This window comes from Janthinobacterium sp. GW823-FHT03B06 (genome assembly GCF_058796955.1).
The window spans coordinates 129,633-152,044 of record NZ_JBXAJE010000005.1 but is presented as its reverse complement, the minus strand read 5'-3'; the positions used below and the strand labels follow the sequence as shown (position 1 = coordinate 152,044).

Genomic DNA, 22,412 nt, shown 5'->3' with positions numbered 1-22,412 from the left:
CTATGGATATTAAACCAGAAGTGCAGCCTGGGAGTTTCATTTAGGCAACATGCGATAACTGTAACTATAGGTCGTCATAAATTGGACGATAATGCAATGACGTAGAGCAAGATTCAAGAATGGATACCAATGAAATTGTATGAAAAGCTCGTCAGCGACATCGAGCAACTGGTGACCAAGGGCGTGCTCTTGCCCGGCGAACGCATACCCTCCGTGCGCCAGACCAGCCAGCAGCACAAGCTGAGCATCACCACGGTGCTGCGCGCCTACGTCAAGCTGGAAAGCATGGGCGTGATCGAAAGCCGGCCCCAGTCCGGCTACTTCGTGCGGCCTCGCGCCGACGGCGATGCACAGCCGGCCGACCTGTGCATGCAAGCCTCGCAGCCAAGCACCGTGCCGGCCGAAGTGCACGTCAGCCGCCTGGTGCTGTCGACCCTGCGCTCGATCGGCTTGCACGACGCCATCCCGCTGGGCTCGCCCTACCCCGACCCTTCGCTGTTTCCCTGGGAACGCATCAACCAATACGCGGGCGCCGTGGCGCGCCGCAACCGCGAGTGGAACATGACGGACGACCTGCCGCCGGGCAACCCGCAGCTGATCCGCGAAATCGCCCGCCGCCACATGGAAAACGGCCTGGCCGTCGATCCCGACGAAATCATCGTCACTGTGGGCGCCACGGAAGCGATCAACCTGTGCCTGCAAGCCGTGGCCAGGCCGGGCGACACCATCGCCGTCGAGTCGCCCACCTTCTATGCCATGCTGATGGCCGTCGAACGGCTGGGCATGAAGGTGGTGGAAATCTCCACCGATCCGTACGACGGCATCCGCATCGAAGCGCTGGCCGACATCATGGCCCGGCAACCGATCGCCGCCGTCATGGTGATGCCGAACTTCCAGAATCCCCTGGGCTTCCAGATGTCCGACCAGCGCAAGCGCGCGCTGTATCAGCTGCTGGAACAGCACGACGTGCCCGCCATCGAAAACGGCGTCTACAACGAGCTGTATTACGGCGACGCCCACCCGTCCTCGCTCAAGTCCTACGACCGCAAGGGCCTGGTGCTGCACTGTTCCTCGTTTTCCAAGAGCCTCAGCTCGGCCCAGCGCGTGGGCTGGGCGCTGGCCGGGCGCTACCGGGGCAAGGTGGAGGAACTCAAATTCCTCAACACCCTGGCCACGTCCTCGTTTCCGCAACTGGCCATCGCCGAATACCTGCAAAACGATGGCTACGAACAGCATCTGCGCCGCACCCGCAAGGCCTACGCCCAGCAGGCGCGCATCATGGCGGCCGCCGTGCTGCGCTTCTTTCCCGCCGGCACCAAAGTCTCGCAACCGCAAGGCGGCTACGTGCTGTGGGTGGAACTGCCCGGCAACGTGGATTCGATGCAACTGTACCGGCGCGCGCTGGAATGCCGGATCACGGTGGGTCCGGGGCGCATGTTTTCCGTCAGCCAGGCTTACAAGCATTGCATACGCCTCAACTACAGCTATCCGTGGAGCGTGGAGGTCGAGCAAGCCATTATTCTGCTCGGCAAACTGATCACCGAATTTTTGTAGACCATTCACCCGCCCACCAGCGACATGCGCACGGTGGGATACTGCTTGCGCTGGGCGCTGCCGGCCTGGGCCAGTGCGCCGCGCACTTCCGAGTAGCGGTCGCCACGGCGTTGCCAGTGCTGGCGCAGCACGGTTTCCAGACCTTGCTCGGTATCCAGATGGGGTCGCAGGTCGAGGCCGTCGTGGGCGAACAGGCAGGTAAACAGCTTGCCATCCGACGACACGCGCACGCGGCTGCAGTCGCCGCAGAACGGCTGCGACACGCTGGAAATGAAACCCACTTCGCCGCCGCCATCGAGATAAGTGTAGCGGCTGGCCGTTTCATGCGAGATCGGCTTGCCTTCGCCCAGCGATACGAGAGGGAATTCCGCCGCGATCAGCGCGCGCGCCGCGTCCGACGTGACGACGTGCGTGCGCGACCAGGCGCCGATGCCGCCCACGTCCATGAATTCGATCAGGCGCAGCACCACGCCCGTGTGGCGGAAATGGCGCGCCAGCGGCACGATCTGGCTGTCGTTGACGCCTTTCTGCACGACCATGTTGACCTTCACGGGGTGCAAACCGACGGCTTGCGCTACCTCAATCCCGTGCAGCACTTTCTCGACGGGAAAGTCGACGCCGTTCATGCGCTGGAAGATGCCGTTATCCAGACTGTCGAGGCTGACGGTGACACGGTCCAGGCCAGCGTCCTTCAGCGAGCGCGCCTTGGCGGCCAGCAAGCTGCCATTCGTCGTCAGCGCGATGCTGACGGCGCGCCCGTCCGGCGTGGCGAGCCGCGCCAGGCGCTCGATCAGCTGTTCCAGGTTCTTGCGCAGCAGCGGTTCGCCGCCCGTGATGCGGATCTTATCCACGCCCAGGTGCACGAAGGCGCGCGCCATCGTTTCGATCTGGTCGAAGGACAGGCGCTCGCTCGATGGCAGGAACGGGTAATCGCTGGGGTACAGCTCGGCCGGCATGCAATAGGTGCAGCGGAAGTTGCACTGGTCGATGACGGAAATGCGCAAGTCCGTCAGGGGACGGCCCAGCATGTCCACGCACGGCGCAAGATAGTCTGGCTGCCGGAGTGCTGGCTGCGGATACAGGATGGTGTTCATTGTGCTTCCCCCTTGATGTGCATTCGTCAGGACGTAGCATAGGGCGAATGGGGCCAGGCCAGCAGGTACAGTCCGGCGCCGGGCGATAGAGTACAGATGCGGCTTTACTCTGCCGGCGGCGGCGCGAACACGCTGGCGCACAGCTGCGCCCCCGCTTCGCTGAGCAGCGCGCTGCCGCCGCCGCTCTCCGCCGTCGTCACGTTCACCAGTTGCGCGCTGGACAGCGCATTGAGCTGGCGCAACAAAGTGCTCATCTGTACCCCTGCCCGCTTGGCCAGCTTGGCCAGCGACCACGGTTTATCGGGCGCCTCCTGGCGCGCCTGCCACAGCAGAGCCAGCAGCGCTATCAGTGCCGCGTCGATTCCTTCTTCCTGTTGCATATTGTTCCTCGTTGAAGGCTGGAAATGCGCAATGCACTTCCCTCGTTTGCATCATAAATCAGCGGCATAGCGGGTGCGATGCAAATCGGCGCATGCCCATCTGTACTCTGTTTTTTTGTCCGGAACTGTGCGCCTACGGGGAGGTCCGCCGCCCCTACCATGTGATTGTCCCATCGCATATCACCAGGAGAGTCATCATGAGCAAACCAAAGTCCGACGCGCGCATCGCGCCCTACACCCATGCCGCGGCCGGTTGGGGTGCCCTCAAGTACGTGGCCATCAATCTGTTCAAGGAAAAAGTCAGCGCAGGCAATTACCGTTCGCTGTTCGAGCAAAACCAGCCCGACGGCTTCGACTGCCCCGGCTGCGCCTGGCCCGACCGCGAACACGCGTCGACGTTCGAATTCTGCGAAAACGGCGTCAAGGCCGTGGCCGCCGAATCGACGAGCAAGCGCGTGCGCCCCGAGTTTTTCCAGGAGCACACGGTCACGGAATTGATGGAACAGTCGGACTATGATCTGGAACAACATGGCCGCCTGACAGACCCCATGGTCTACGACGCCGCCAGCGACAAATACCAGGCGATAGCCTGGGAGGACGCGTTCGCCCTGGTGGCGCACCATTTGCACGCGCTGGACGACCCGGACCAGGCCGCCTTCTACACGTCTGGCCGCGCCAGCAACGAAGCGGCCTTCCTGTATCAGCTGTTCGTGCGCGCCTACGGCACGAATAACTTCCCCGACTGTTCCAACCTGTGCCACGAAGCGACGAGCCGTGGCTTGCCGGAAACCGTCGGCATCGGCAAGGGCACGGTGCTGCTCGACGATTTCGAGCATGCGGACACCCTGCTGCTGTTCGGCCAGAACCCGGCCACCAACCACCCGCGCATGCTCGGCGAATTGCGCGAAGCGTCGCGCCGTGGCGCCACCATCGTCTCCATCAACCCATTGCACGAACGGGGCCTGGAACGTTTCACCAGCCCCCAGCATCCGCTGGAAATGCTCACGGGCGGCAGCACGAATATCTGCTCGCTGTTCATCTGCCCGACACTGGGCGGCGACTTCGCGCTGATCAAGGCCATGGCCAAGCGCGTCGTCGAGCTTGATGACGACGCCATCGCCCATGGCCAGGAGCGCGTGCTCGACTGCGCCTTCATCGCCGAGCACACGAGCGGCTTCGACGCCTTCGCGGCCGACCTGCGTGCGGAAAGCTGGGACTTGCTGCTGGCCGAGTCGGGCGTCGCGCGCGACAAGATCGAAGAATTGACGCAGATCTACGTGAAGGGCAAGGCCGTCATCGCCACCTGGGGCATGGGCGTGACGCAGCACAAGAATTCGCTGGCCACCGTGCAGATCCTGTCGAACTTGATGATGATGCGCGGCAATATCGGCAAGCGCGGCGCGGGTCTGTGCCCCGTGCGCGGCCACTCGAACGTGCAGGGCGACCGCACCATGGGCATCGAGGAACAGCCGACCAAGGAATTCCTCGACCGTCTGGGCCTCGTCTTCGGTTTTGAACCGCCGCGCCACCATGGCTACGACGCCGTCGGCACGATCGAGGCCATGCTGGAGAAAAAGGTGAAAGTGTTTGTCGCGCTCGGTGGCAATTTCTCGATGGCCACGCCGGACACGCCGCGCACCTGGGACGCGCTGCGTTCGTGCGACCTGACGGTCCACATCGCCACCAAGCTCAACCGCAGCCATCTGGTGCACGGCAAGGATGCGCTGATCCTGCCTACCCTGGGACGCACGGAAATCGACGTGCAGCAAGGCGTGGCGCAGGGCGTGACGGTGGAAGACTCGATGAGCATGGTGCACATCTCGTTCGGCATGAACCAGCCCGCCTCGCCCAATCTGCGCTCGGAAATCGCCATCGTGGCCGGCATGGCGCAGGCGACACTGGGCAGCGAGAAGATCGACTGGCTGCGCTATTCCGGCAACTATGCGCTGCTGCGCGATTCCATCGAACAAGTATTCGACGACTTTTTCGACTACAACTTGCGCATAGCCAAGCCCGGCGGCTTCCACCTGGAAATCGCCTCGCGCGAAAGGGTGTGGAAGACGGCCAGCGGCAAGGCGCAATTCCTCGTCAACGCCGTGGAACGCGATACGCCCATCCATCGTGCGCGCCAGCAATACGGCGAACGATTGATGGTGCTGATGACGACGCGTTCGCACGACCAGTACAACACGACGATCTACGCCATGGACGACCGCTACCGGGGCGTGTTCGGCCAGCGCCGCGTCGTTTTCATCAACAAGGACGACCTGGCCATGCTGGGTTTTGCGGCCGGCGACTGGGTCGACCTGATCGGCGTGTGGCATGACGGCATCGAACGCCGCGCCGACCGCTTTCTGCTGGTCGAGTACGACATTCCGCGCGGCTGCATCGGCGCCTACTACCCTGAAACCAATCCGCTGGTGCCGCTGGGCAGCGTGGGCGAAGGCTCGCGCACGCCGACCTTCAAATCCATCCCCGTGCTGCTGGCGCCTTCGGCCGCCGCCAGCTGAACAGGACAACGCCATGTTCGGTTTCGATACCCTGGACCTGTCGCGCGCACAATTTGCGATGACGGCCATCTTTCACATCCTGTGGCCCATCTTGACGATCAGCCTGTCGCTGTTCCTGTTCGTCGTCGAGGCGCTGTGGCTGCGCACCAGCGACCCCGTCTACTACCGCCACGCGCGCTTCTGGAGCAAGCTGCTGGTGCTCAACTTCGCCGTCGGCGTCGTCAGCGGGATTCCCCTGGAATTCCAGTTCGGCACCAACTGGGCGCCGTTCTCGCACCATTCGGGCCAGTTCATCGGCAACATCCTCGGCTTCGAGGGCGCCATGGCCTTCATGCTGGAAGCGGGTTTCATCGGCGTCATGATGTTCGGCTGGGGCCGCGTACCGAAGGGCGTGCACCTGTTTGCCACCGGCATGGTGGCGCTCGGTTCCAGCATTTCCTCGTTCTGGATCATGGTCGCCAATTCCTGGATGCAGACGCCGGCCGGCGTGCGCGTGCTTGATGGCAAGATCATCGTCACCGATTACGTGGCCGCCATCTTCAATCCCGACATGGCCTGGGCCGTGGGCCACATGTGGGTGGCCGCCGTGGAAACGGGCTTGATCGTCATCGCCGGCATTTCCGCCTGGTATATGTTCAAGCGCCGCGAACCGGCTTTCTTCGCCCGCTCGTTCAAGCTGGCGCTGATGCTGTTGCTGGTCATCGCACCGTTGCAAGTGTGGCTCGGTGATTCGAGCGGCGTCGACGTCTTCAAGACCCAGCCCGCCAAGGGCGCGGCCATCGAAGGGCACTGGCACACGAATCGCGATGGCGAGGGGGCCGCCTGGTCCCTGCTGGCCTGGCCCAACCAGACGGAGCAGAAGAACGACTGGTCGCTCGAAGTGCCCGGCATGCTCAGCGTGATCGCCACGCATAGCGCCACGGGCAAGATCACGGGCCTGGCCGACATCGCCCGCGCAGACCAGCCGCCCATGCTGCCGCTGCTGTACTACGCGTTCCGTGCCATGGCCGGCATCGGCATATGGTTCGTGCTGCTGGCGTTCTGGACCTTCGTCGCCTGGCGCAAGGCAGGCGGCCGGGTGCAGGAGTTCGTGCGCAACCGCAAGCTGCTGCTGGCCTGGGTGCTGACGATACCGCTGCCCTACATCGCCGTCGAGTGCGGCTGGATCGTGCGCGAGGTGGGACGCCAGCCATGGGTCGTGTACGGCCTGCTGCGCACGCGCGACGCCGTCTCCGATGTGGCGGCCCATGCCGTGGCCGGCAGCATGCTGATGTTCTTCGTGTTTTACATCGTGCTGTTCCTCACGTTCTTCGTGTTCGCCAAGAAATGGCTGCAACAAGGCCCGGATCTGGCGCTGCCCCTGCCGGACGCCGCACATGCCACGGGGTATTGAAATGCGCCCCCATCAATCAAGGAGTTTGTAATGGATATCAATTCGCATGCCATGCTGGGCAACGCCTGGTTCGGCCTGATCGGCCTGATGCTGGTGTTTTACGTGGTCACGGACGGCTTCGACCTGGGCGTGGGCATCCTCAGCCTGTTCACGCGCCGCGAGCAGGACCGCAACCTGATCTTCCAGTCGATCGAACACGTGTGGGACGCCAATGAAACCTGGCTGGTGGTGGTGGGCGGCGCCCTGTTCGGCGCCTTTCCCAGCGCCTACGCCACCCTGCTGGAAGGGCTGTACATTCCCATCATGCTGCTGATCGCCAGCCTGATCATGCGCGGCGCCTCAATCGAGTTCCGCCATGCGGCCGGCAACAAACGCCTGTGGGACCTGATCTTCGGCGTGGGCAGCCTCTTGGCCGCCGTGGCGCAGGGCGTGGTGCTGGGCGAGGTTATCACGGGCTTGCAGCCGGGTTGGCTGAGCGGCACCTTTACGGCGTGCACGGCGCTGGGCGTGGTGGCCGGCTATTGCCTGCTCGGCAGCACTTATCTGATCAAGAAGACGGGCGGCCAGCTGGAAGCGGCAGCGCGCCGCTACGCCACGGCCAGCGTGCTGGCGACGGTCGCGGCCGCCATCGTGCTGTCGGCCGGCACCATGGTCTTCAGCGCCATCGGCCACGACCGCTGGGCGCAGCCGGGCGTGTTCGGCGTGCTGCTGGCCCTGGCCGCCGTCGCCGCCAGCGCCTTCATCTACATCCTGTGGGCCGTGCACGTGAACGGCGTGCGCGGGCCGTTCCGCGGCGCCATCGTGCTGTTCCTGGCGTCGTTCGCGGGCCTGGCCATCAGCTTCTTCCCCGACCTCGTGCCGGGCAAGCTGAGCATCGCGGCAGCCGCGTCCGATGAGCCGACGTTGATCTTCATGCTGATCGGCATGGGTTCCATGCTGCCGATCATGATCGGCTACAACCTGTTCCAGTACTACGTCTTCGAGGGCAAAGTCGTGCCCCGCAAGCATTGAGCGGCATCAGATCATGATCATTCGGCCTACCACCAACTGGTTCCGCATGCTGTTCGTCTGGAACGGCTCGGTGCTGCAAGCCATCATCCCGCAATTGCTGCTGATGCTGGTCGTCAGTTCGCTGGCCTTGCTGACGGACGGCCGCATCTTCGGCGTCAAGATTCCGCTTGATACGGCGCCGTTTCCCATGGTCGGCATCAGCCTGGCGATCTTCCTTGGCTTTCGCAACAACGCCAGCTATGCCCGCTTCGTCGAGGCGCGGCATATCTGGGGGCAATTGCTGATCGCCGCGCGGGCCCTCGCTTCGCAGGCGCTCACGTATCTGCCGCAGCAGACGAGCGGCCTGGACCACCAGTTGCTGCTGCGCCGCCTGATCGCCTTCGTCTACGCGCTCAAGCACCAGCTGCGCCAGACGGACCCGCAGCAAGACCTGGCGCGCTACCTGCCGGCCGGCGAAGTGCAGCAATTGCAGGGCGTCAACTTCAAGCCCGTCGCCGTGCTGCACACGGTGCGCGCCATGCTGTACGAGGCCGTGCAGCGCCAGCCGGGCCAGACGCAGCTGCTGTGGATGCTCGACACGCAGCTCAACGACCTGGCCGCCACCGTGGCCGGCTGCGAGCGCATCAAGAACACGCCGATTCCGTATCCGTATGGCGTGCTCGTGCACCGCACCGTCTATATGTATTGTTTTTTACTGCCGTTGGGCCTGGTGGACGCCATCGGCGTGGCCACGCCCCTCATTTCCGTCTTCGTTGCCTACACCCTGTTCGCGCTGGAAGCCATCGCGCAGCAGATCGCCGAACCGTTCGGCCTGGCCCCCAACTGCCTGGCCCTGAACGCCATGACGCGCGAAACGGAACGCTCGCTGCTGGAATTGAACGGCGACCCGCTGCCGCCCTCGATACGGCCCTGCCCGCGCTATCAGATCGATTAACTGGAGGACATACATCATGGAATGCGACATCACCACCATCGAACGCGACGGTTTCCTGGAAGTGCCCATGGTGCGCCACCAAGGGGGCGTGGCCACGGCGAGCCGCGACATGGTGGCCGAGGAGTATCCGGTGGCCCTCGTCTACAACGGCATCGCGCATGCCGTGATGATGGCCACGCCGCGCGACCTCGAGGAATTCGCCGTCGGCTTCACCTTGACGGAGGGCATCGTCGGCAGCGTGCGCGACATCTATGACCTCGACGTGTGCTGCAGCGCGGACAGTGCGGAAGTGCGGCTGACCATCGCGCAGCCCGATTTGATCAAGCTCAAGGCCCGCCGCCGCGCGTTGACGGGGCGCACGGGTTGCGGCGTGTGCGGCATCGAAAGCCTGGCCCTGCTGGACCTGGTGCCGGAAAAGATTACGCGGCCCCTGCCGCCGCTGGTGGCCAGCAGCGCCATCCTCGGGCGCGCCGCGCGCGAGCTGCTGCCGTACCAGGAGCTGATGCACAAGACGGGCGGCGTGCATGCGGCCGCCTGGTGCACGGCCGAGGGCGCGGTGGTAAAAGTGTTCGAGGACGTGGGCCGGCATAACGGCCTCGATAAACTGATCGGCTACCTGGCGCTGCACCGCATCGCCATGCACGACGGCTTCGTCTTCCTGTCCAGCCGCGCCAGCTATGAACTGGTGCGCAAGTCGGCGCGCATGCATATCGGGCTCGTCGCCACCATCTCGGCGCCCACCTCGCTGGCGATTCGCATCGCGCGCCAGGCCGGCATGCAGCTGGCCAGCTTTTGCCGCCGCGACGGCTTTGTCGATTACACGGCGGGCGAAGGGGAAAATAGCGGCCAGCATGCACCGTGAACAGCCGATGCTACATTTTTTTCCGTAAAGCAAGTGCACGCTTGACTTGCCGCCGCAGCGGGCATTCAATGGCAATGGTTTCTAATCATCAACTTTGCCTGCTGCCACGCTCCCGGCGCGGCAGCGATGAAAGGATGGCGCGATGGCCCTGGCACACGAGCAGCATCTGGCAGATACCTGGCAGACGGGCGGCCTGAAGCCGCGCGCCTGCGACTGCGGAGGCACCGTCTTCACCATCCTGCACCAGCGGGTGATGGCGGACATGCGACGCCGGCAATTTCTCGGCGGCACGGCCGCCATGCTGGCGCCCTTCATCGGCTTGTCCACCAGCAATGCCATTGACCAGCAGCCGCAAGCATCCGACCGCCCCCTGTTGCTGACCAATCTGCGCCTGTTCGACGGCACGGGCAAGGCGCCCCGCGCAGGCATCCACGTGCTGGTGACGGGGGCGACGATTACCGCCCTGCTGCCGGCCGGCGAGAAAGTCGAGGGCGCGCAAGTGATCGATTGCCAGGGCAAGCTGGTGATGCCGGGCCTGATCGACGCCCACTGGCACACCATGCTGGCCGCCATCAGCCAGGTGACGGCCATGACGTCCGACGTCGGCTATTTATATCTGGTGGCGGCACAGGAAGCGCGGCGCACCCTGCTGCGGGGGTTCACGTCCGTGCGCGATCCTGGCGGCCCCGCCTTTGCATTGCAACGCGCCATCGATGAAGGCATCGTCGACGGTCCGCGCATCTTCCCGTCGGGCGCCATGATTTCGCAAACCTCGGGCCATGGCGACTTCCGCATGCGTTCCGATATCCCGCGCGCGGCCAACGCGCCGCTGGGCATGGCGGAAACGGCCGGCATGGCCATGATCGCCGACGGCGAAGCGGAAGTGCTGCGCCGCGTGCGCGAGCAGCTGATGCTGGGTGCGACGCAAATCAAGATGATGGCCGGCGGCGGCGTCGCCTCGATGTACGACCCGCTCGACAGCACCCAGTATTCGGAACGCGAACTGCGCGCCGGCGTGGAAGCGGCCGCCGACTGGGGCACGTATGTGATGACCCACGTCTACACGCCGAAAGGCATCCAGCGCGCCATCCGCGCGGGCGTGCGCAGCATCGAGCACGGCCAGCTGGCCGACGACGAATCCGCGCGCATGATGTGCGACACGGGCACGTGGTGGAGCCTGCAACCTTTCCTGCAAGACGCGGATGCAAACGTGTATCCCGACGCGGCGCGCAAGGCCAGCCAGGCCATCGTCTCGGAAGGCACGGTGAAGGCGTATGCGCTGGCGCAAAAGTACGGCATCAAAACGGGCTGGGGCACGGATATCCTGTTCAACGCGAAAAACACGCCGACCCAGGGCCGCCAGCTGGCCAAGCTCACGCGCTTTTACGATCCCCTGACCCTGCTGGCGCAGGCGACGGGGCAGAATGGACAATTGCTGGCCCTGTCCGGCCAGCGCGCGCCCTACCCGGGCGCCCTGGGCAAGCTGGCGGCAGGCGCCCTGGCCGACTTGCTGGTGGCCGATGGCGACCCCGCGAAAAACCTCGATTTCCTCGCGCATCCCGAGGAAAGCTTGTTCCTGATCATGAAGAACGGGCGCATCTACAAGGACAAACTGGGCGCGCCACTGGCAGGCTGAAGGCGGGCGCGTTGGCAACGGCGGTGGCTTGCCGCATAATGCGCCCATGTTCAAACTGACTTTTCTCGGCACGTCTTCCGGCGTGCCCACGCGCCACCGCAACGTCACGTCGCTGGCCCTGCAAACCACGCACAACCGCGACTGGTGGATGATCGATTGCGGCGAAGCCACGCAGCACCGGCTGCAGCGCCTGCCCTTGTCCGTGCACGACCTGGTGGGCATCTGCATCACCCACGTGCATGGCGACCACAGCTATGGGCTGCCGGGTCTGCTGGCCAGCGCCTCCATGACGGGGCGCAAGAAGCCCTTGCTGCTGATCGCCCCGGCCCCCATCAAGGCCTGGATCGACGCGACCCTGCTGCACACGGAACTGTTTTTGACGTATCCGCTGATCCACATCGACGTGGACAGCGCGCCAGTCGTGCATGCAGCAGCGGGCTTGACCGTCTCGCGCCACGCGCTGTCGCACCGCGCACCGAGCGTCGCGTATCGTTTTGCGCTGGAAACGAGCAGATGGAAACTGGACAAGACGGCCCTGCAGGCGGCCGGCGCGCCGCCCGGCCCCGCCTGGGGGCTATTGCAGGCGGGCCAGGATGCGCTGCTCGACGATGGCACGGTCTTGCGCGCCGCCGCTTTCCGCCAGACGGAAACGCAGCGCGCCACCGTGGTGATCGGCGGCGACAACGACACGCCGTCCTTGCTGGCGGACGCCTGTGCCGATGCGCAGTTGCTCGTGCATGAAGCCACCTACACGGAAGCCATGCTGCAAAAAGTGGGACCCGGCCCCACGCACAGTTCCGTGCAGCGCGTGGCGCAGTTTGCCGAAGCGGTCCGCTTGCCAAACCTGATCCTCACGCACTTCAGCGCCCGCTATCACAATGCGGAAGGCATGGCCGAGCTGGAAGCGGAAGCACGGCTGCATTACTCGGGTGAACTGTTCCTGGCGCGCGATTTCGACAGCTATGAACTCGATGCGGCCGGGGTGCTCAGCAAGTTGCCGGCGAAATCCCACTAACAACCCGTCAGTGGGGATTGACGCCGTATTGCTCCGCATACTCGGCCGCCAGCGTGCGCGCCGCCTGCTGCTGTGACGGCGTGAGGATCTCCAGCAACTGGTCGCGGTTCTTGATCGATTGCACGCTGCCCGCCTCGGCCGGCATGGCGATCCACGCGTACGCCTGCACGTAATCGAGTTCCACGCCCTGCCCTTGCGCGTACAGCAAGCCGTATTCGTTCTGCGCCGACAGGGAACCGGCCTCGGCCGCCTGCTTGTACCAGAACGCCGCCTCGGCATAGTCTTGCGGTACATCAATACCCTTGCGGTAGGCCTGCGCCAGGTTGAATTGCGACTGGCCATCGCCCGCCTCGGCTGCCTGGCGCCCGTAGGCCAGCGATTGCGCCATGTCTTGCGCGACGCCGTCGCCGCTCGCATACATCAGGGCCAGGTTGGCCAGCGACGGCGGAAAGCCCGCCTGCGCTGCCGCCGTGAACAGTTCCACCGCCTTCGGCAAGTCTTGCGTCACGCCATGGCCCTGGTAATACAGGCTGGCCAATAAATGCTGGCCGGCGGGATCGGCGGTGCGCGCGGCGGCATCGAATTGTTTAAAGGCCTCGGCGTAATTGCCGTCGTTATAAGCGAGGATGCCCGCTTCATTAAAAGATGCACTGGAAACAGTCATGAAGATTCCTTGTTCAGGGATTTTTGGCATTGTACACAGCACTGTTGCAGGCAGAATGCACAGTAGAAACCGTGTGGCGCATTGCCCAGATCCTGCGTTATGATCATTCTCCATCTGATGCAATCGGGGCATTGTGCCCGAAGAATAACGCCATGAAATTGATTGTTCTGCTTTTATCCCTGATTGCCACCTCCGCTTATGGCGGTACGCTGCATCTGGATAAAGCCGCGACAGGGAAAGTACGGCAAGCGGCCGATATCCGCTATGCGAATCACGATGAAAAACAGACCTACCAGCTGAAAATCGGCAAGCAGTGGATGGCTGGCAGTTGCAGCACCAGCGGCACGGGCAATTTGCACGCGCTGCTGGCCGACATGAATTTCGATGGCCATGCCGACCTGTGGGTCACCGGCTATACGGATAGCCAGGGACGCATCCGCTGTTCCGACGTGTGGCTGTGGGATGCGCAAGCAAAACAATACAGTTTCAACAAACCCTTATCGGCCATTCCGAATCTCGATATCAGCATCGCCGGGCAAAGAATCGAAGGCGGCATCGCCAATTGCGGTTGCGCGGCGCAATGCTTTTATGAAGACAGCTATAAGTGGCAGGCTAACAAGTTAATCACCGTCGCCCGGCGCGCACAGGATTGCGAGCGCTACCGGGAATATGGATTGAACGATAAAAACGACCTGGTCATCGTCAAGGATGAAAAGATCGATAGCGGCAATCCAGGCCAGCAAGCCATCGAACATACCAACGTCGTTGACTGGCAGCGCCACGCGCAGATCATGCGCAAATCCTGGGAATAAATCCTTCACTACCATCGAATAATTCACTTACACATGACGACACATTCAGCATCAATTACTTTCCATGCAGCCAGGGCGGAAGATACCGCGGCCTTCATCGCCTTGCGCGGCAAGACACGGCAAAACGCCGTTTCCAAAGAACGCCTGGCGGAAGTGGGCATCACGGCCGACACCTGGGCCGATATGATGCGCTCGGGCAGCCTGCCCGGCCAGGTCTGCCATCACGACGGCCAGCTGGCCGGCTACTGCTTTGGCGAGCGCGACACGGGCGAAATCATCGTCCTGGCGCTGCTGCCGGAATTCGAAGGCCTGGGCATCGGCAAGACCTTGCTGGAACTGGTGATGGCCGAGCTGCGCGCGCAGGGCCACCAGCGGCTGTTCCTCGGCTGCTCCAGCGACCCCGCCTCGCGCTCCTACGGCTTTTACCGCTACCTGGGCTGGAAGGCGACGGGCGAGACGGACAAGTATGGCGACGACGTGCTGGAATTCGTGCTCAACTGACAGCAAGGGACGCCGTCGCAGCGCTTTCGTCGTCCCCTGTCATGCGCAGCTCCATCGTATTTCCCGCCGCCACTCGCGCTGCCGAGCATGACGATTTCGCGTATTGGCGACAGCCACGCCACTGTTATCAAAAAAACGCCTGTTGACAATTTCCTCAATGCATGAATTGCCTACAAGGCAATCGCCTTGAAGCATGGGATTCCCGTCTGGAGCGGCATGTTCTCTCATGCCCACCGCCTCGTTGCCTCACGCTGCGCGCGTTTCCTTCCGATCATCATCTTCCGAAAACACGGAAATTTCAGCAGCATCCATTTGTAAAGAAAATCTTTACTGTTGTAAATAAGAGCAACAGTGATAGATAAAATTGACATTTCCCATATGGAAATGTTTTTATGTGTCTTCTAGGTAAAATGAATATCACATTTTACAAAAAATGACTGCAATTGAACGGTCAAACTAGATCGAGTTGGCAGGCGCGTGCCTATCGCAAGGTGCTTGTTTCAACAGTTTTTCACATATAACGGGTCCTGAGAATGACTCGTACGGAGAAGTGAATTGACTAAGAAGTTTGTTTTGAAGCGCAGCGTCGTCGCTGTCGCATTGACATTGTCCTCATCCCATATGGCGTTTGCCCAGGAAGCACCGGTAGAACCGGCATTGCAAAAAGTCCTGGTGACCGGTTCGAATATCAAGCGCACTGAAAAAGAAGGCTCCTCGCCTATCCAGACCTTGAATGCCAAGCAGATTGCCGCTACCGGCGCCAATACTGTGGCCGAACTGTTGCACTCGATTCCTGCCTTCGGATCGGGCTCGTCGGTGGACGTGACCGACGGCGGCTTTGCCCGCGGTGCGGCAACCGCCTCCATGCGTGGCCTCGGTTCGTCTTCCACGCTGATTTTGCTCAATGGCCGCCGTATCACCGCATCCGCCTATGCCGACCCGAATCAGGGAAAATCGGCCGTCTATGACTTGAACAGCATTCCCGTTTCGGCCATCGAACGCGTCGAAGTATTCAAGGATGGCGCATCGGCCGTGTACGGTTCCGACGCCATCGCCGGCGTCGTCAACTTCATTACGAAAACCAAGTACACTGGCGCCGAAATGAGCGCCAGCATCAGCGCCAACGACGACGGCGAATTTGCCCGCAAGAGCGCCAGCGGTATCTTCGGCTTTGGCAAGGACCGCTTCAATGCCTTCGTCAGCTTTGACGTAGCCAAGCGCGACAGCACCATCATCAAGAACGAAAATGACGTCGAGAAAGGCATGTATGCCGACATCAACGGCCGCCTGAACCCTTTCTCCAGCAGCCTGACCACGTCGCCTTTCTTCTACGCTGAAACGAAGCCTGGCACGAAGAACTTCGCCACCACCTACGCCCAGCGCGCGCAAATCATCAACCGCCTGGACTGCCCGGCGTCGCAGCAAATCACCGGCAACATGGCGGCGCATAACATGCTGGCAAGCGACCCGCTGGTAGGCCGCACCTTCTGCAACTTCAACATCGACGATTACGCCGAAGTGCAAAGCGCCGGCAAGGATGCCAACGTGCTGTCGCGCGCCACGTTCGAGATCAATGACGACGTGACCGCCTTTGCCGAAGCCGGCTACAGCCGTTCGGAGCGCACCTATCTGCGCGTGCCGACGGCCTTCCGCAGTACAGCTTCGACCACCGTGTATCAACTCAACGGCGCACCGCAGCAGTTCCAGATGATCTTGCCGGTAGGTCATCCTGACAATCCATTCCCGACGCAGCGCGCCGCTGTCGGCTACCGCGTCAGCGCCCCGGGCGGCGCCTCCAATCTGAACGAAAGCTATCGCTTGCTCGCTGGCGTGCGCGGCACGGCTGGTGCGTGGGATTGGGAAACGGCCGTACTGTGGAACCGAGCCGAACGCACCGAAAACTGGAACGGCATGCTGTATCGTCCGACCCTCGAAAAAGTGATGACGCAGAACTGGACCCTGGCGCAGGTCAATGCCGACCCTAGCGTCACGCGTGACCTGGAAAACCGCGGCTTTGCCCAGGTAACGCAAGTCGACGCCAAGGCGAGTACCGCATTTGGCCAGCTGGCCGGCGGCCAGGTCGGCGTGGCGTTCGGCGCCGAATTCCGTCAAGAAAAAATCGGCCTGACGCCAGACATGGCGACGCAGCGCGGCGACATCATCGGCCTGGCCAACTCGTCGGCCGATGGCCAACGCAATGTCAGCTCGACATTCATCGAAGTACGCACGCCGTTTGCGAAATACTTTGAAATGGACTTTGCCGGCCGTTACGATAAATACCCTAACCTGAAGGGCAACTTCGTGCCGAAAGTCGGCGCCAAGTGGACCATCAGCGACCGCGTAGCCGTTCGCAGCACCTATGCCGAAGGTTTCCGCGCACCAGCGCTGACCCAGGTCTCGCCTGGCGGCGTGCAATCGTTCAGCAACGTGGTTGACCCGCTGCGCTGCCCTGACGGCGTCAATCCGGCCACCGGCGCGGATAAAACTGATTGCAAGAAAGGTATTTCCAGCCTATCCGCAGCCACGCCTGATCTGCGCCCTGAAACATCGAAGAGCTACTCGCTGGGCCTGATTCTGGCGCCGACCAAGGAAATCGACGTGCTGGTCGATTACTACCGCATCAAGAAAGTGGATGAAACCGCTTTGTTCAGCGCGCAGTACATGGTGGATCGCCAGGACCGCTATCCTGGCAGCGTGATACGCGATAACAATCCGGCCAATCTGGTGACCGATGCCAATGGCAACGTGGTGCCTAACTCGGGTCCGATTTCCCAGGTCAACCGTTCGTATGTGAACCAGGGCAGCACCGAAGTGCAGGGCATCGATTTCGAAGTGGCGTACCGCAAATCGCTGGGCGATCTGGGCCGTCTGACCGCCAACCTGAACTGGAGCTATCTGATGAGCTTCAAGCGCGCCGAACGTCCGGGCGAAGTGGCAACCGATACCTCCGGTGCGAACGGCGGCCTGTCCGACTATGCCACCTCGGTCGGCGACAATCCCAAGAACCGCGGCAACCTGTCGGTCAACTGGACCCGTGGCGACCACTCGCTGACGACATCGGTAGATTTCGTCGGTCCCGTATCGTTGCTGCGCCGTAGCGACAACAATGTGGTCTACGAGAAACCATACTGCCAGTACGGCGTAGGTCAGCCGAAGTCGGCATATGGGCTCAGTGGTTTGCCGAAGTACAGCAACTACATCAGCAGCTGCGACGTGAAGAGCTGGACGACGACCAATATGGCGTACTCCTACACGGGCTTCAAGGATCTGACCCTGTCGTTCAATATCAAGAACCTGTTTGATATCAAGGCGCCATATGATCCACGTTACCCAGTGGAAGGCTTCAATCCGCAGTTGCACAATGGTCAAGGCCGCTACTTCCGCATCAGCGCCAACTACCACTTCATGTAATCCTCTGCTGCCGGCGTGATGGTGCGCCAATGGCCAAGGGCTGAGTCCTGTCTTGCACAGGGCTCAGCCCTTTTTAGTTTCAGATGGGGAATGCCGAAGGTCAGCCCATGCACCAAGCCCGGAATCGACAGTTTCCGCCAGGTTTCAGCCGCTGACAAGCAGTGTGCCGCCTGGCCACCGCCGGCTCAAGGCGTCTTCGTATCCTCTTCCTTGTCGGCCGCCGCCAGCCCCCAGTCATTCCAGCCTTCGCCAAACAGCTCGACCGGATGCTGCGTACGCTCGGAACCATTGCCGCAGCGCATGGCGTCCGGCGGACAATACTTGTCGCAACCCCAGCAGATGCGCTCGGGGTTCTTCGGGTTCAAGGGAAAGGGCTTGGCCATGGGGGCGATGGGGTCGGTTGAGGTCTCGTTGACGACTCTAGACCTGGCGCGGAGGACGGTCAAACGAATTTCGGTTGGGAATTTGCTTAAGTCAATTTTGCGAAGATTACTGCGGCGGCAGCTTGCACCCTGCGTGCCCCCAGAAGACCAGCGTATGTCATTCCCCCTCATAACTGCTTACCGCATCATTGGCATGACTCTTGATGACCTTCATTATTTTGGCATTGCCTTTATATTTCACCTCAAGAACTCTCAGCTGATTTTGCGCCACCTTGCAGTATTGATGTATGTTCTTGAGGAGATCATCCTGCTGCCGCTTAGGTAGCTCTCCATCAAATTCTCCCGCCAAGTGCTCACATGCTTCGGCGTTATAGATAAATCTGCTGACATCCTTAGGGAGTGGCTCGGCTGAAAAGGCAAAAGGAAGAACAAAGCAAATAGGCACTATCAGAAGAAATTTTCGCATGACTTTCCTTTAATAGCCATTATTGGACCAGTGTGGCCGGTCGCTTCCAGGCCCGCTGTATTTCTTTACCCCATATGTTGCAGCGACCGCAATAAGTTGCCTGTTCATGCCCGTCCTAGGCAAAGTGGCAATCCTCACCAGATTGCCGCTCGCATCTTTCACCTCAACCGTTCCGCTCCACAGCAAATCCATATCAATCGCCAGACCAGAATTGTGTTGCGAGCGCAGTGCGGGTTTGATGGGTAAATGATTAATCTGCAAGACAATCAACATTGCCTTTGCAGCCTTGACAGATGCGTCAATTTCGCCGTGATCCCATTCTATATGCACACCCGCCATTTTCGGGATGTGTTGGGGATCAAGCTGTTTTCTTGCGATTCTCCACGCATAATGCATCAGGTAGGAGCGCTGCGGCGGTCTGTAGGTGGCATTGATTGCAACCCTGATCCCCGCCTCTTTCATTGCATATAGAAAATCTTCTACTGCCAAACGAAAATTTCCTGACAAATCCCTGGTGTTGGTGCTGCCTGGAAATTTTCGCCCCCATTTCTCACCACTGAGTTCGTCGTTCATCTCGCCTCCATCATCATCAAATACCCTTAATTTAATGCAAACCTGGAGGGATGTTGTTGACAGAGAACAGGAGGCTTATGGCAGCGGTATCAAGTGGATATAAGCGCCTTATGACGCAGAAACGGACACTTCCAGCACGATCCGTGCGTAGCAGGCACCACCGTCAGCCGCCTGCGCCTTCATCTCGTCCAGCACATACACCATCGTCACCGTGGCGCCGGGCACGAACAGCTTGATGTCGTGCTTGCGGTGCGTGTAGATGCTCTCGTCGACTGTCGAGCCATCGGCCAGACGCAAAGTGAAACTGTTGACTTGATCGCCGCGCCGGCTATCCTGGCCCGCGAAATACGTGCGCTCGATACAGCCCGTCAACGTTTGCGTCTGGAGACGGCCAGCTTTGATGCTTTCCCACCACTCGTCGGAGGCGAACAGGCCGTGCCTGCCTTTCAGGCCCATGTGGGGCCGGGAGCTGTCGAGGGTAAGAGCCTGGGTCTTGGCCACGCGAGCGGGGTCTTGCGCCAAGGCTTCGGCGAGGGTATAGACGGGTTTCATAAGGGCACAAGCGTTCCTGGAAGCGCTCACTTAATGTTTGCGCCGAATGATAAAAGCATTGGCGGCAGGTTCAAAACCGAGCGTCGGATAGTAGGACATGGCATCAGGGGCGGAAAGCAATATCAGGGACACTTCGTCGCCGATGACGGCCTGAGTGCGCTGGACAAGCGCTTTGCCGATACCCAGGCCCTGGTATTGCTTGTCTACCGCCAGATCCGAGAGATAACAGCAATACGCATGGTCGGTCAGCGACCGGGCCAGCCCCACAAGCTGGCCATCCACCCATGCCGACAGCACCAGACAAGGCGCGGCAAACATGCGCGCGATTCGCGGAAGGTTGCTGGTGGGCCGCTTGATGCCGGACTGATCGAAGACGCGAACAACGTCCAGCGGATCAAGAGGAAAGTTATGACGATATTCGACAGTGGTGTTTTTCATTGGTTCACGGGTGTAAGGAGATGGCGCATGGAAAACCTCTGCCATGCACCTAGTATAAGCAGCGATGATCGCGGCATGTGGATGATACGGCACCGGTGACGGGGCGCCAGGAGTGCGCGCCAGAGGCGCCATGCTGCCAGCGGCCACATTGCCGGCATGCCCGTTCAGTGATTAAACCGCCTCCGATCTGCTAAAATAGTTGAAAGTTTTAATGATCCGTGAATAACCTGTATTTTCCGACACAAGGAATGTGTTTAGCAAATGAAAGCCATTATATTCTGCACCAGCTTTATAAAAGATGCACCATCATGGGAAAGCCGGTATCAACGGTGGCTCGATTACTATAAAGACATTCCAATCGATGCAGTAAAGAAGATAATGATTGACGATGGGTCGCCATTTCTTCCACCTGCCGACATTATCAAGACAGTTTCCCATAGCGCTCCTCTGGCTTCGAATGACGATAAAAATCTCATCATTCGCTTCGACAACAACCTGGGACGGCAAAGCGGGGCTGACTACCCCGGCTGGTGGCGCAGTTTTCTGCACTCGGTCAAGGTGGCCAATGAATTAGGCGTGGATAAAATCATCCATATCGAGTCGGACGCCTATATCATGACGCCGCGCCTGGTAAAATTCATCAATGAAATCGAATCAGGCTGGAATGTCCTGTGGTCCCCGCGCTATCGCATGCCAGAAACGGCCATTCAAGTCATCTGCAGAGATCAATTTGGAATTTTCGAGAAATTCAAGGATAACCACCCAGATTATTCCTTCCCGGATATTGCGGAAAAGTTGCTTCCTTTTACCACTGTACATAAACAGTTCAAGGGCGACCGTTACAGCGATTTCACGAAAAACAGATGGATATTTCGTTCGAAAAAATTCAACAAAATCCCCATTTTTAAACATGTTTTTTTCTGGGAAACAATCCCGCCCGATGCGGACTTCGTCACGCAAGGCATTCAGCGTCAACAATTCATGTTCAGGCGCGATGAAGTGGCATGAATTCGTCATGGTGGGGGATATCAAACAGCCTCGGCAAGGAGTGTAAAGATGCAGCTACCGTTACGATGGAATCAACGCATGTGTGCCGCCCTTGCCGGCGCTCTTTTTCTTGTCGCTGGTATCGCCTCGGCACTCGCTGCCACGCTTGACGAAGATAGAACCCGCGGTGACATACATGGCTTGTTTGAGATCAGGGAGGCCGCAGTCAAGTTCATGGCAGCAGAAAATGCCAAAAACGGCACACGGTGGCAGGTATTGGAGCCGAACCGGAAGATTCTGGTGACGAAATGCGCGCTACCTTTGCATGTGAAATGGGTGCCGACAAGCCATGGCCTGTCTGGACCGAATGTTGCTGTGAGTTGCGCCAAGACCGTAAAGCCGACAATACAACATAAATGGGAAGTGTTTGTGCCGGTCGACAAGAGGCCACAACGCGCCGCGGGTATGCCGGCAAACTCCTGAGATTCACCAACGCGACGGGCAGTTCCGTCATTTGGACACGAACGGATGCGTTGGGCGTCGTAGAAGCCGGCTCGGCGCAAAAGCTACGCAGGCCGACTCGTCAGAGGCTCGATACAGTCGATACGGTGATGACGCGGACTGATGGTCCCTCTCGTCCCATGCCGCTCGGTCAACGTCTTCCGAAACGGTCATGTAACGCACAACTCGTCCCTGCCCGAGTCAAGCTCCGCCAGGGACGAGACTCAAGTACATTGGCGGCGGAACTACTCTGCCGTAGTCGGATCAATGACTGAGATGACTTCCGACACACGGTTTGCAGGAAAGCCACCTTGCTGGGCATGTTCGCGAACCTGCGCTTCATTTTCAGCGATGTAAACGCAATAGATTTTATCGCCAGTAACATAGCTTTGCAGCCATTGAATTTGTGGCCCCATCTTGTTTAAGACACTGCAGGACTTCCGCGAAATGGCTTGAAGTTCTTGCTCAGACAACTTCCCGGCCCCGGGAATATCACGCTCGATAACGTATTTTGGCATAGCGGTCTCCTTATGAGGTTTCCTGGCGAGCACCACACTCGCCGGTTCTGTGCGTCACACATGCAGTGACATGTATTCGTTATATACCATGCTGGTGGGGTGGTGTTGTTGGAATTGCTACAAAATACACTGGAGTTTGGTCTGACATTCAGGCACGGGCTTAGGCGTGGATGCTGTGAGAGCTGGTTCGGTCGAAAAGCTGAAAAGTCTTTGTATA

Annotated in this window: 22 protein-coding genes; 13 read left to right on the top strand and 9 right to left on the bottom strand. The window is 60.4% G+C overall.

The genetic code is table 11. The features are described from left to right. Positions 1 to 129: 129 nt before the first annotated feature. Positions 130 to 1,554 carry an aminotransferase-like domain-containing protein gene (locus tag AC1RBA_RS18060; RefSeq protein ID WP_492419441.1) on the top strand — a complete coding sequence of 475 codons (1,425 nt, stop codon included), beginning with the start codon at positions 130 to 132 and terminating at the stop codon, positions 1,552 to 1,554. Between the two features lie 5 nt (positions 1,555 to 1,559). Here the strand turns inward: AC1RBA_RS18060 and moaA are convergent, their stop codons facing one another. Then, on the bottom strand, positions 1,560 to 2,648 hold the full coding sequence (gene moaA / locus AC1RBA_RS18055) for a GTP 3',8-cyclase MoaA (RefSeq protein ID WP_492419439.1): 1,089 nt from the start codon (positions 2,646 to 2,648) through the stop codon (positions 1,560 to 1,562). Between the two features lie 104 nt (positions 2,649 to 2,752). Further along, on the bottom strand, positions 2,753 to 3,028 hold the full coding sequence (locus AC1RBA_RS18050) for a helix-turn-helix domain-containing protein (protein WP_492419437.1): 276 nt from the start codon (positions 3,026 to 3,028) through the stop codon (positions 2,753 to 2,755). Positions 3,029 to 3,225: 197 nt separating this feature from the next. Between AC1RBA_RS18050 and AC1RBA_RS18045 the strand changes: the two genes are divergently transcribed. From AC1RBA_RS18045 to AC1RBA_RS18015, 7 genes are all read left to right on the top strand, one after another. Next, a complete protein-coding gene (locus AC1RBA_RS18045) occupies positions 3,226 to 5,538 on the top strand; it encodes an FdhF/YdeP family oxidoreductase (RefSeq protein WP_492419435.1) in 2,313 nt (770 codons plus the stop codon). Between the two features lie 13 nt (positions 5,539 to 5,551). Continuing rightward, positions 5,552 to 6,931 (top strand): cytochrome ubiquinol oxidase subunit I, encoded by a 1,380-nt coding sequence (locus AC1RBA_RS18040; protein WP_492419433.1) that lies wholly within the window; start codon positions 5,552 to 5,554, stop codon positions 6,929 to 6,931. Positions 6,932 to 6,961: 30 nt separating this feature from the next. Then, positions 6,962 to 7,942 carry a cytochrome d ubiquinol oxidase subunit II gene (locus AC1RBA_RS18035; protein WP_492419431.1) on the top strand — a complete coding sequence of 327 codons (981 nt, stop codon included), beginning with the start codon at positions 6,962 to 6,964 and terminating at the stop codon, positions 7,940 to 7,942. A 13-nt stretch (positions 7,943 to 7,955) separates the two neighbouring features. Further along, positions 7,956 to 8,876 carry a bestrophin family protein gene (locus tag AC1RBA_RS18030; protein WP_492419429.1) on the top strand — a complete coding sequence of 307 codons (921 nt, stop codon included), beginning with the start codon at positions 7,956 to 7,958 and terminating at the stop codon, positions 8,874 to 8,876. 16 nt (positions 8,877 to 8,892) lie between these two features. After that, the gene (gene fdhD / locus AC1RBA_RS18025; protein WP_492419427.1) at positions 8,893 to 9,738 is read left to right on the top strand and encodes a formate dehydrogenase accessory sulfurtransferase FdhD; all 846 of its coding nucleotides are present in this window, start codon (positions 8,893 to 8,895) and stop codon (positions 9,736 to 9,738) included. 142 nt (positions 9,739 to 9,880) lie between these two features. Then, entirely contained in the window at positions 9,881 to 11,374 is a 1,494-nt protein-coding gene (locus tag AC1RBA_RS18020) for a metal-dependent hydrolase family protein (protein ID WP_492419425.1), read from the top strand. A 46-nt stretch (positions 11,375 to 11,420) separates the two neighbouring features. After that, positions 11,421 to 12,389, top strand: coding sequence for a ribonuclease Z (locus tag AC1RBA_RS18015; RefSeq protein WP_492419423.1), 969 nt, complete (start codon positions 11,421 to 11,423; stop codon positions 12,387 to 12,389). A 7-nt stretch (positions 12,390 to 12,396) separates the two neighbouring features. Here AC1RBA_RS18015 and AC1RBA_RS18010 read toward each other — a convergent pair whose 3' ends face one another. Continuing rightward, complete coding sequence (locus AC1RBA_RS18010) at positions 12,397 to 13,053, bottom strand: tetratricopeptide repeat protein (RefSeq protein WP_162995599.1); 657 nt, start codon at positions 13,051 to 13,053, stop codon at positions 12,397 to 12,399. A gap of 29 nt (positions 13,054 to 13,082) precedes the next feature. Between AC1RBA_RS18010 and AC1RBA_RS18005 the strand changes: the two genes are divergently transcribed. The 3 genes from AC1RBA_RS18005 to AC1RBA_RS17995 all read left to right on the top strand — a co-directional run bounded on the left by AC1RBA_RS18005 (position 13,083) and on the right by AC1RBA_RS17995 (position 17,777). Continuing rightward, the gene (locus AC1RBA_RS18005) at positions 13,083 to 13,865 is read left to right on the top strand and encodes an XAC2610-related protein (RefSeq protein ID WP_492419420.1); all 783 of its coding nucleotides are present in this window, start codon (positions 13,083 to 13,085) and stop codon (positions 13,863 to 13,865) included. Between the two features lie 33 nt (positions 13,866 to 13,898). Further along, positions 13,899 to 14,366 (top strand): GNAT family N-acetyltransferase, encoded by a 468-nt coding sequence (locus tag AC1RBA_RS18000; protein WP_492404309.1) that lies wholly within the window; start codon positions 13,899 to 13,901, stop codon positions 14,364 to 14,366. 606 nt (positions 14,367 to 14,972) lie between these two features. After that, positions 14,973 to 17,777, top strand: coding sequence for a TonB-dependent receptor plug domain-containing protein (locus AC1RBA_RS17995; RefSeq protein WP_492419418.1), 2,805 nt, complete (start codon positions 14,973 to 14,975; stop codon positions 17,775 to 17,777). A 185-nt stretch (positions 17,778 to 17,962) separates the two neighbouring features. Here AC1RBA_RS17995 and AC1RBA_RS17990 read toward each other — a convergent pair whose 3' ends face one another. From AC1RBA_RS17990 to AC1RBA_RS17970, 5 genes are all read right to left on the bottom strand, one after another. Further along, the gene (locus AC1RBA_RS17990) at positions 17,963 to 18,160 is read right to left on the bottom strand and encodes a DUF3079 domain-containing protein (protein ID WP_070224865.1); all 198 of its coding nucleotides are present in this window, start codon (positions 18,158 to 18,160) and stop codon (positions 17,963 to 17,965) included. Positions 18,161 to 18,317: 157 nt separating this feature from the next. After that, positions 18,318 to 18,626 (bottom strand): hypothetical protein, encoded by a 309-nt coding sequence (locus tag AC1RBA_RS17985; RefSeq protein WP_071653839.1) that lies wholly within the window; start codon positions 18,624 to 18,626, stop codon positions 18,318 to 18,320. Between the two features lie 9 nt (positions 18,627 to 18,635). Further along, a complete protein-coding gene (locus AC1RBA_RS17980) occupies positions 18,636 to 19,199 on the bottom strand; it encodes a hypothetical protein (RefSeq protein WP_070313004.1) in 564 nt (187 codons plus the stop codon). A gap of 108 nt (positions 19,200 to 19,307) precedes the next feature. Then, positions 19,308 to 19,751 (bottom strand): immunity protein RhsI2 family protein, encoded by a 444-nt coding sequence (locus tag AC1RBA_RS17975; protein WP_492419416.1) that lies wholly within the window; start codon positions 19,749 to 19,751, stop codon positions 19,308 to 19,310. A 30-nt stretch (positions 19,752 to 19,781) separates the two neighbouring features. Beyond that, positions 19,782 to 20,189, bottom strand: coding sequence for a GNAT family N-acetyltransferase (locus tag AC1RBA_RS17970; protein WP_070224861.1), 408 nt, complete (start codon positions 20,187 to 20,189; stop codon positions 19,782 to 19,784). Positions 20,190 to 20,450: 261 nt separating this feature from the next. Between AC1RBA_RS17970 and AC1RBA_RS17965 the strand changes: the two genes are divergently transcribed. Together AC1RBA_RS17965 and AC1RBA_RS17960 are read left to right on the top strand one after the other, a co-directional pair. Beyond that, a complete protein-coding gene (locus tag AC1RBA_RS17965; RefSeq protein ID WP_099409942.1) occupies positions 20,451 to 21,197 on the top strand; it encodes a hypothetical protein in 747 nt (248 codons plus the stop codon). A gap of 48 nt (positions 21,198 to 21,245) precedes the next feature. Then, entirely contained in the window at positions 21,246 to 21,659 is a 414-nt protein-coding gene (locus tag AC1RBA_RS17960; protein ID WP_492419414.1) for a hypothetical protein, read from the top strand. A 263-nt stretch (positions 21,660 to 21,922) separates the two neighbouring features. Here AC1RBA_RS17960 and AC1RBA_RS17955 read toward each other — a convergent pair whose 3' ends face one another. Then, entirely contained in the window at positions 21,923 to 22,195 is a 273-nt protein-coding gene (locus AC1RBA_RS17955; RefSeq protein ID WP_070224858.1) for a DUF4242 domain-containing protein, read from the bottom strand. Between the last annotated feature and the right edge of the window lie 217 nt (positions 22,196 to 22,412).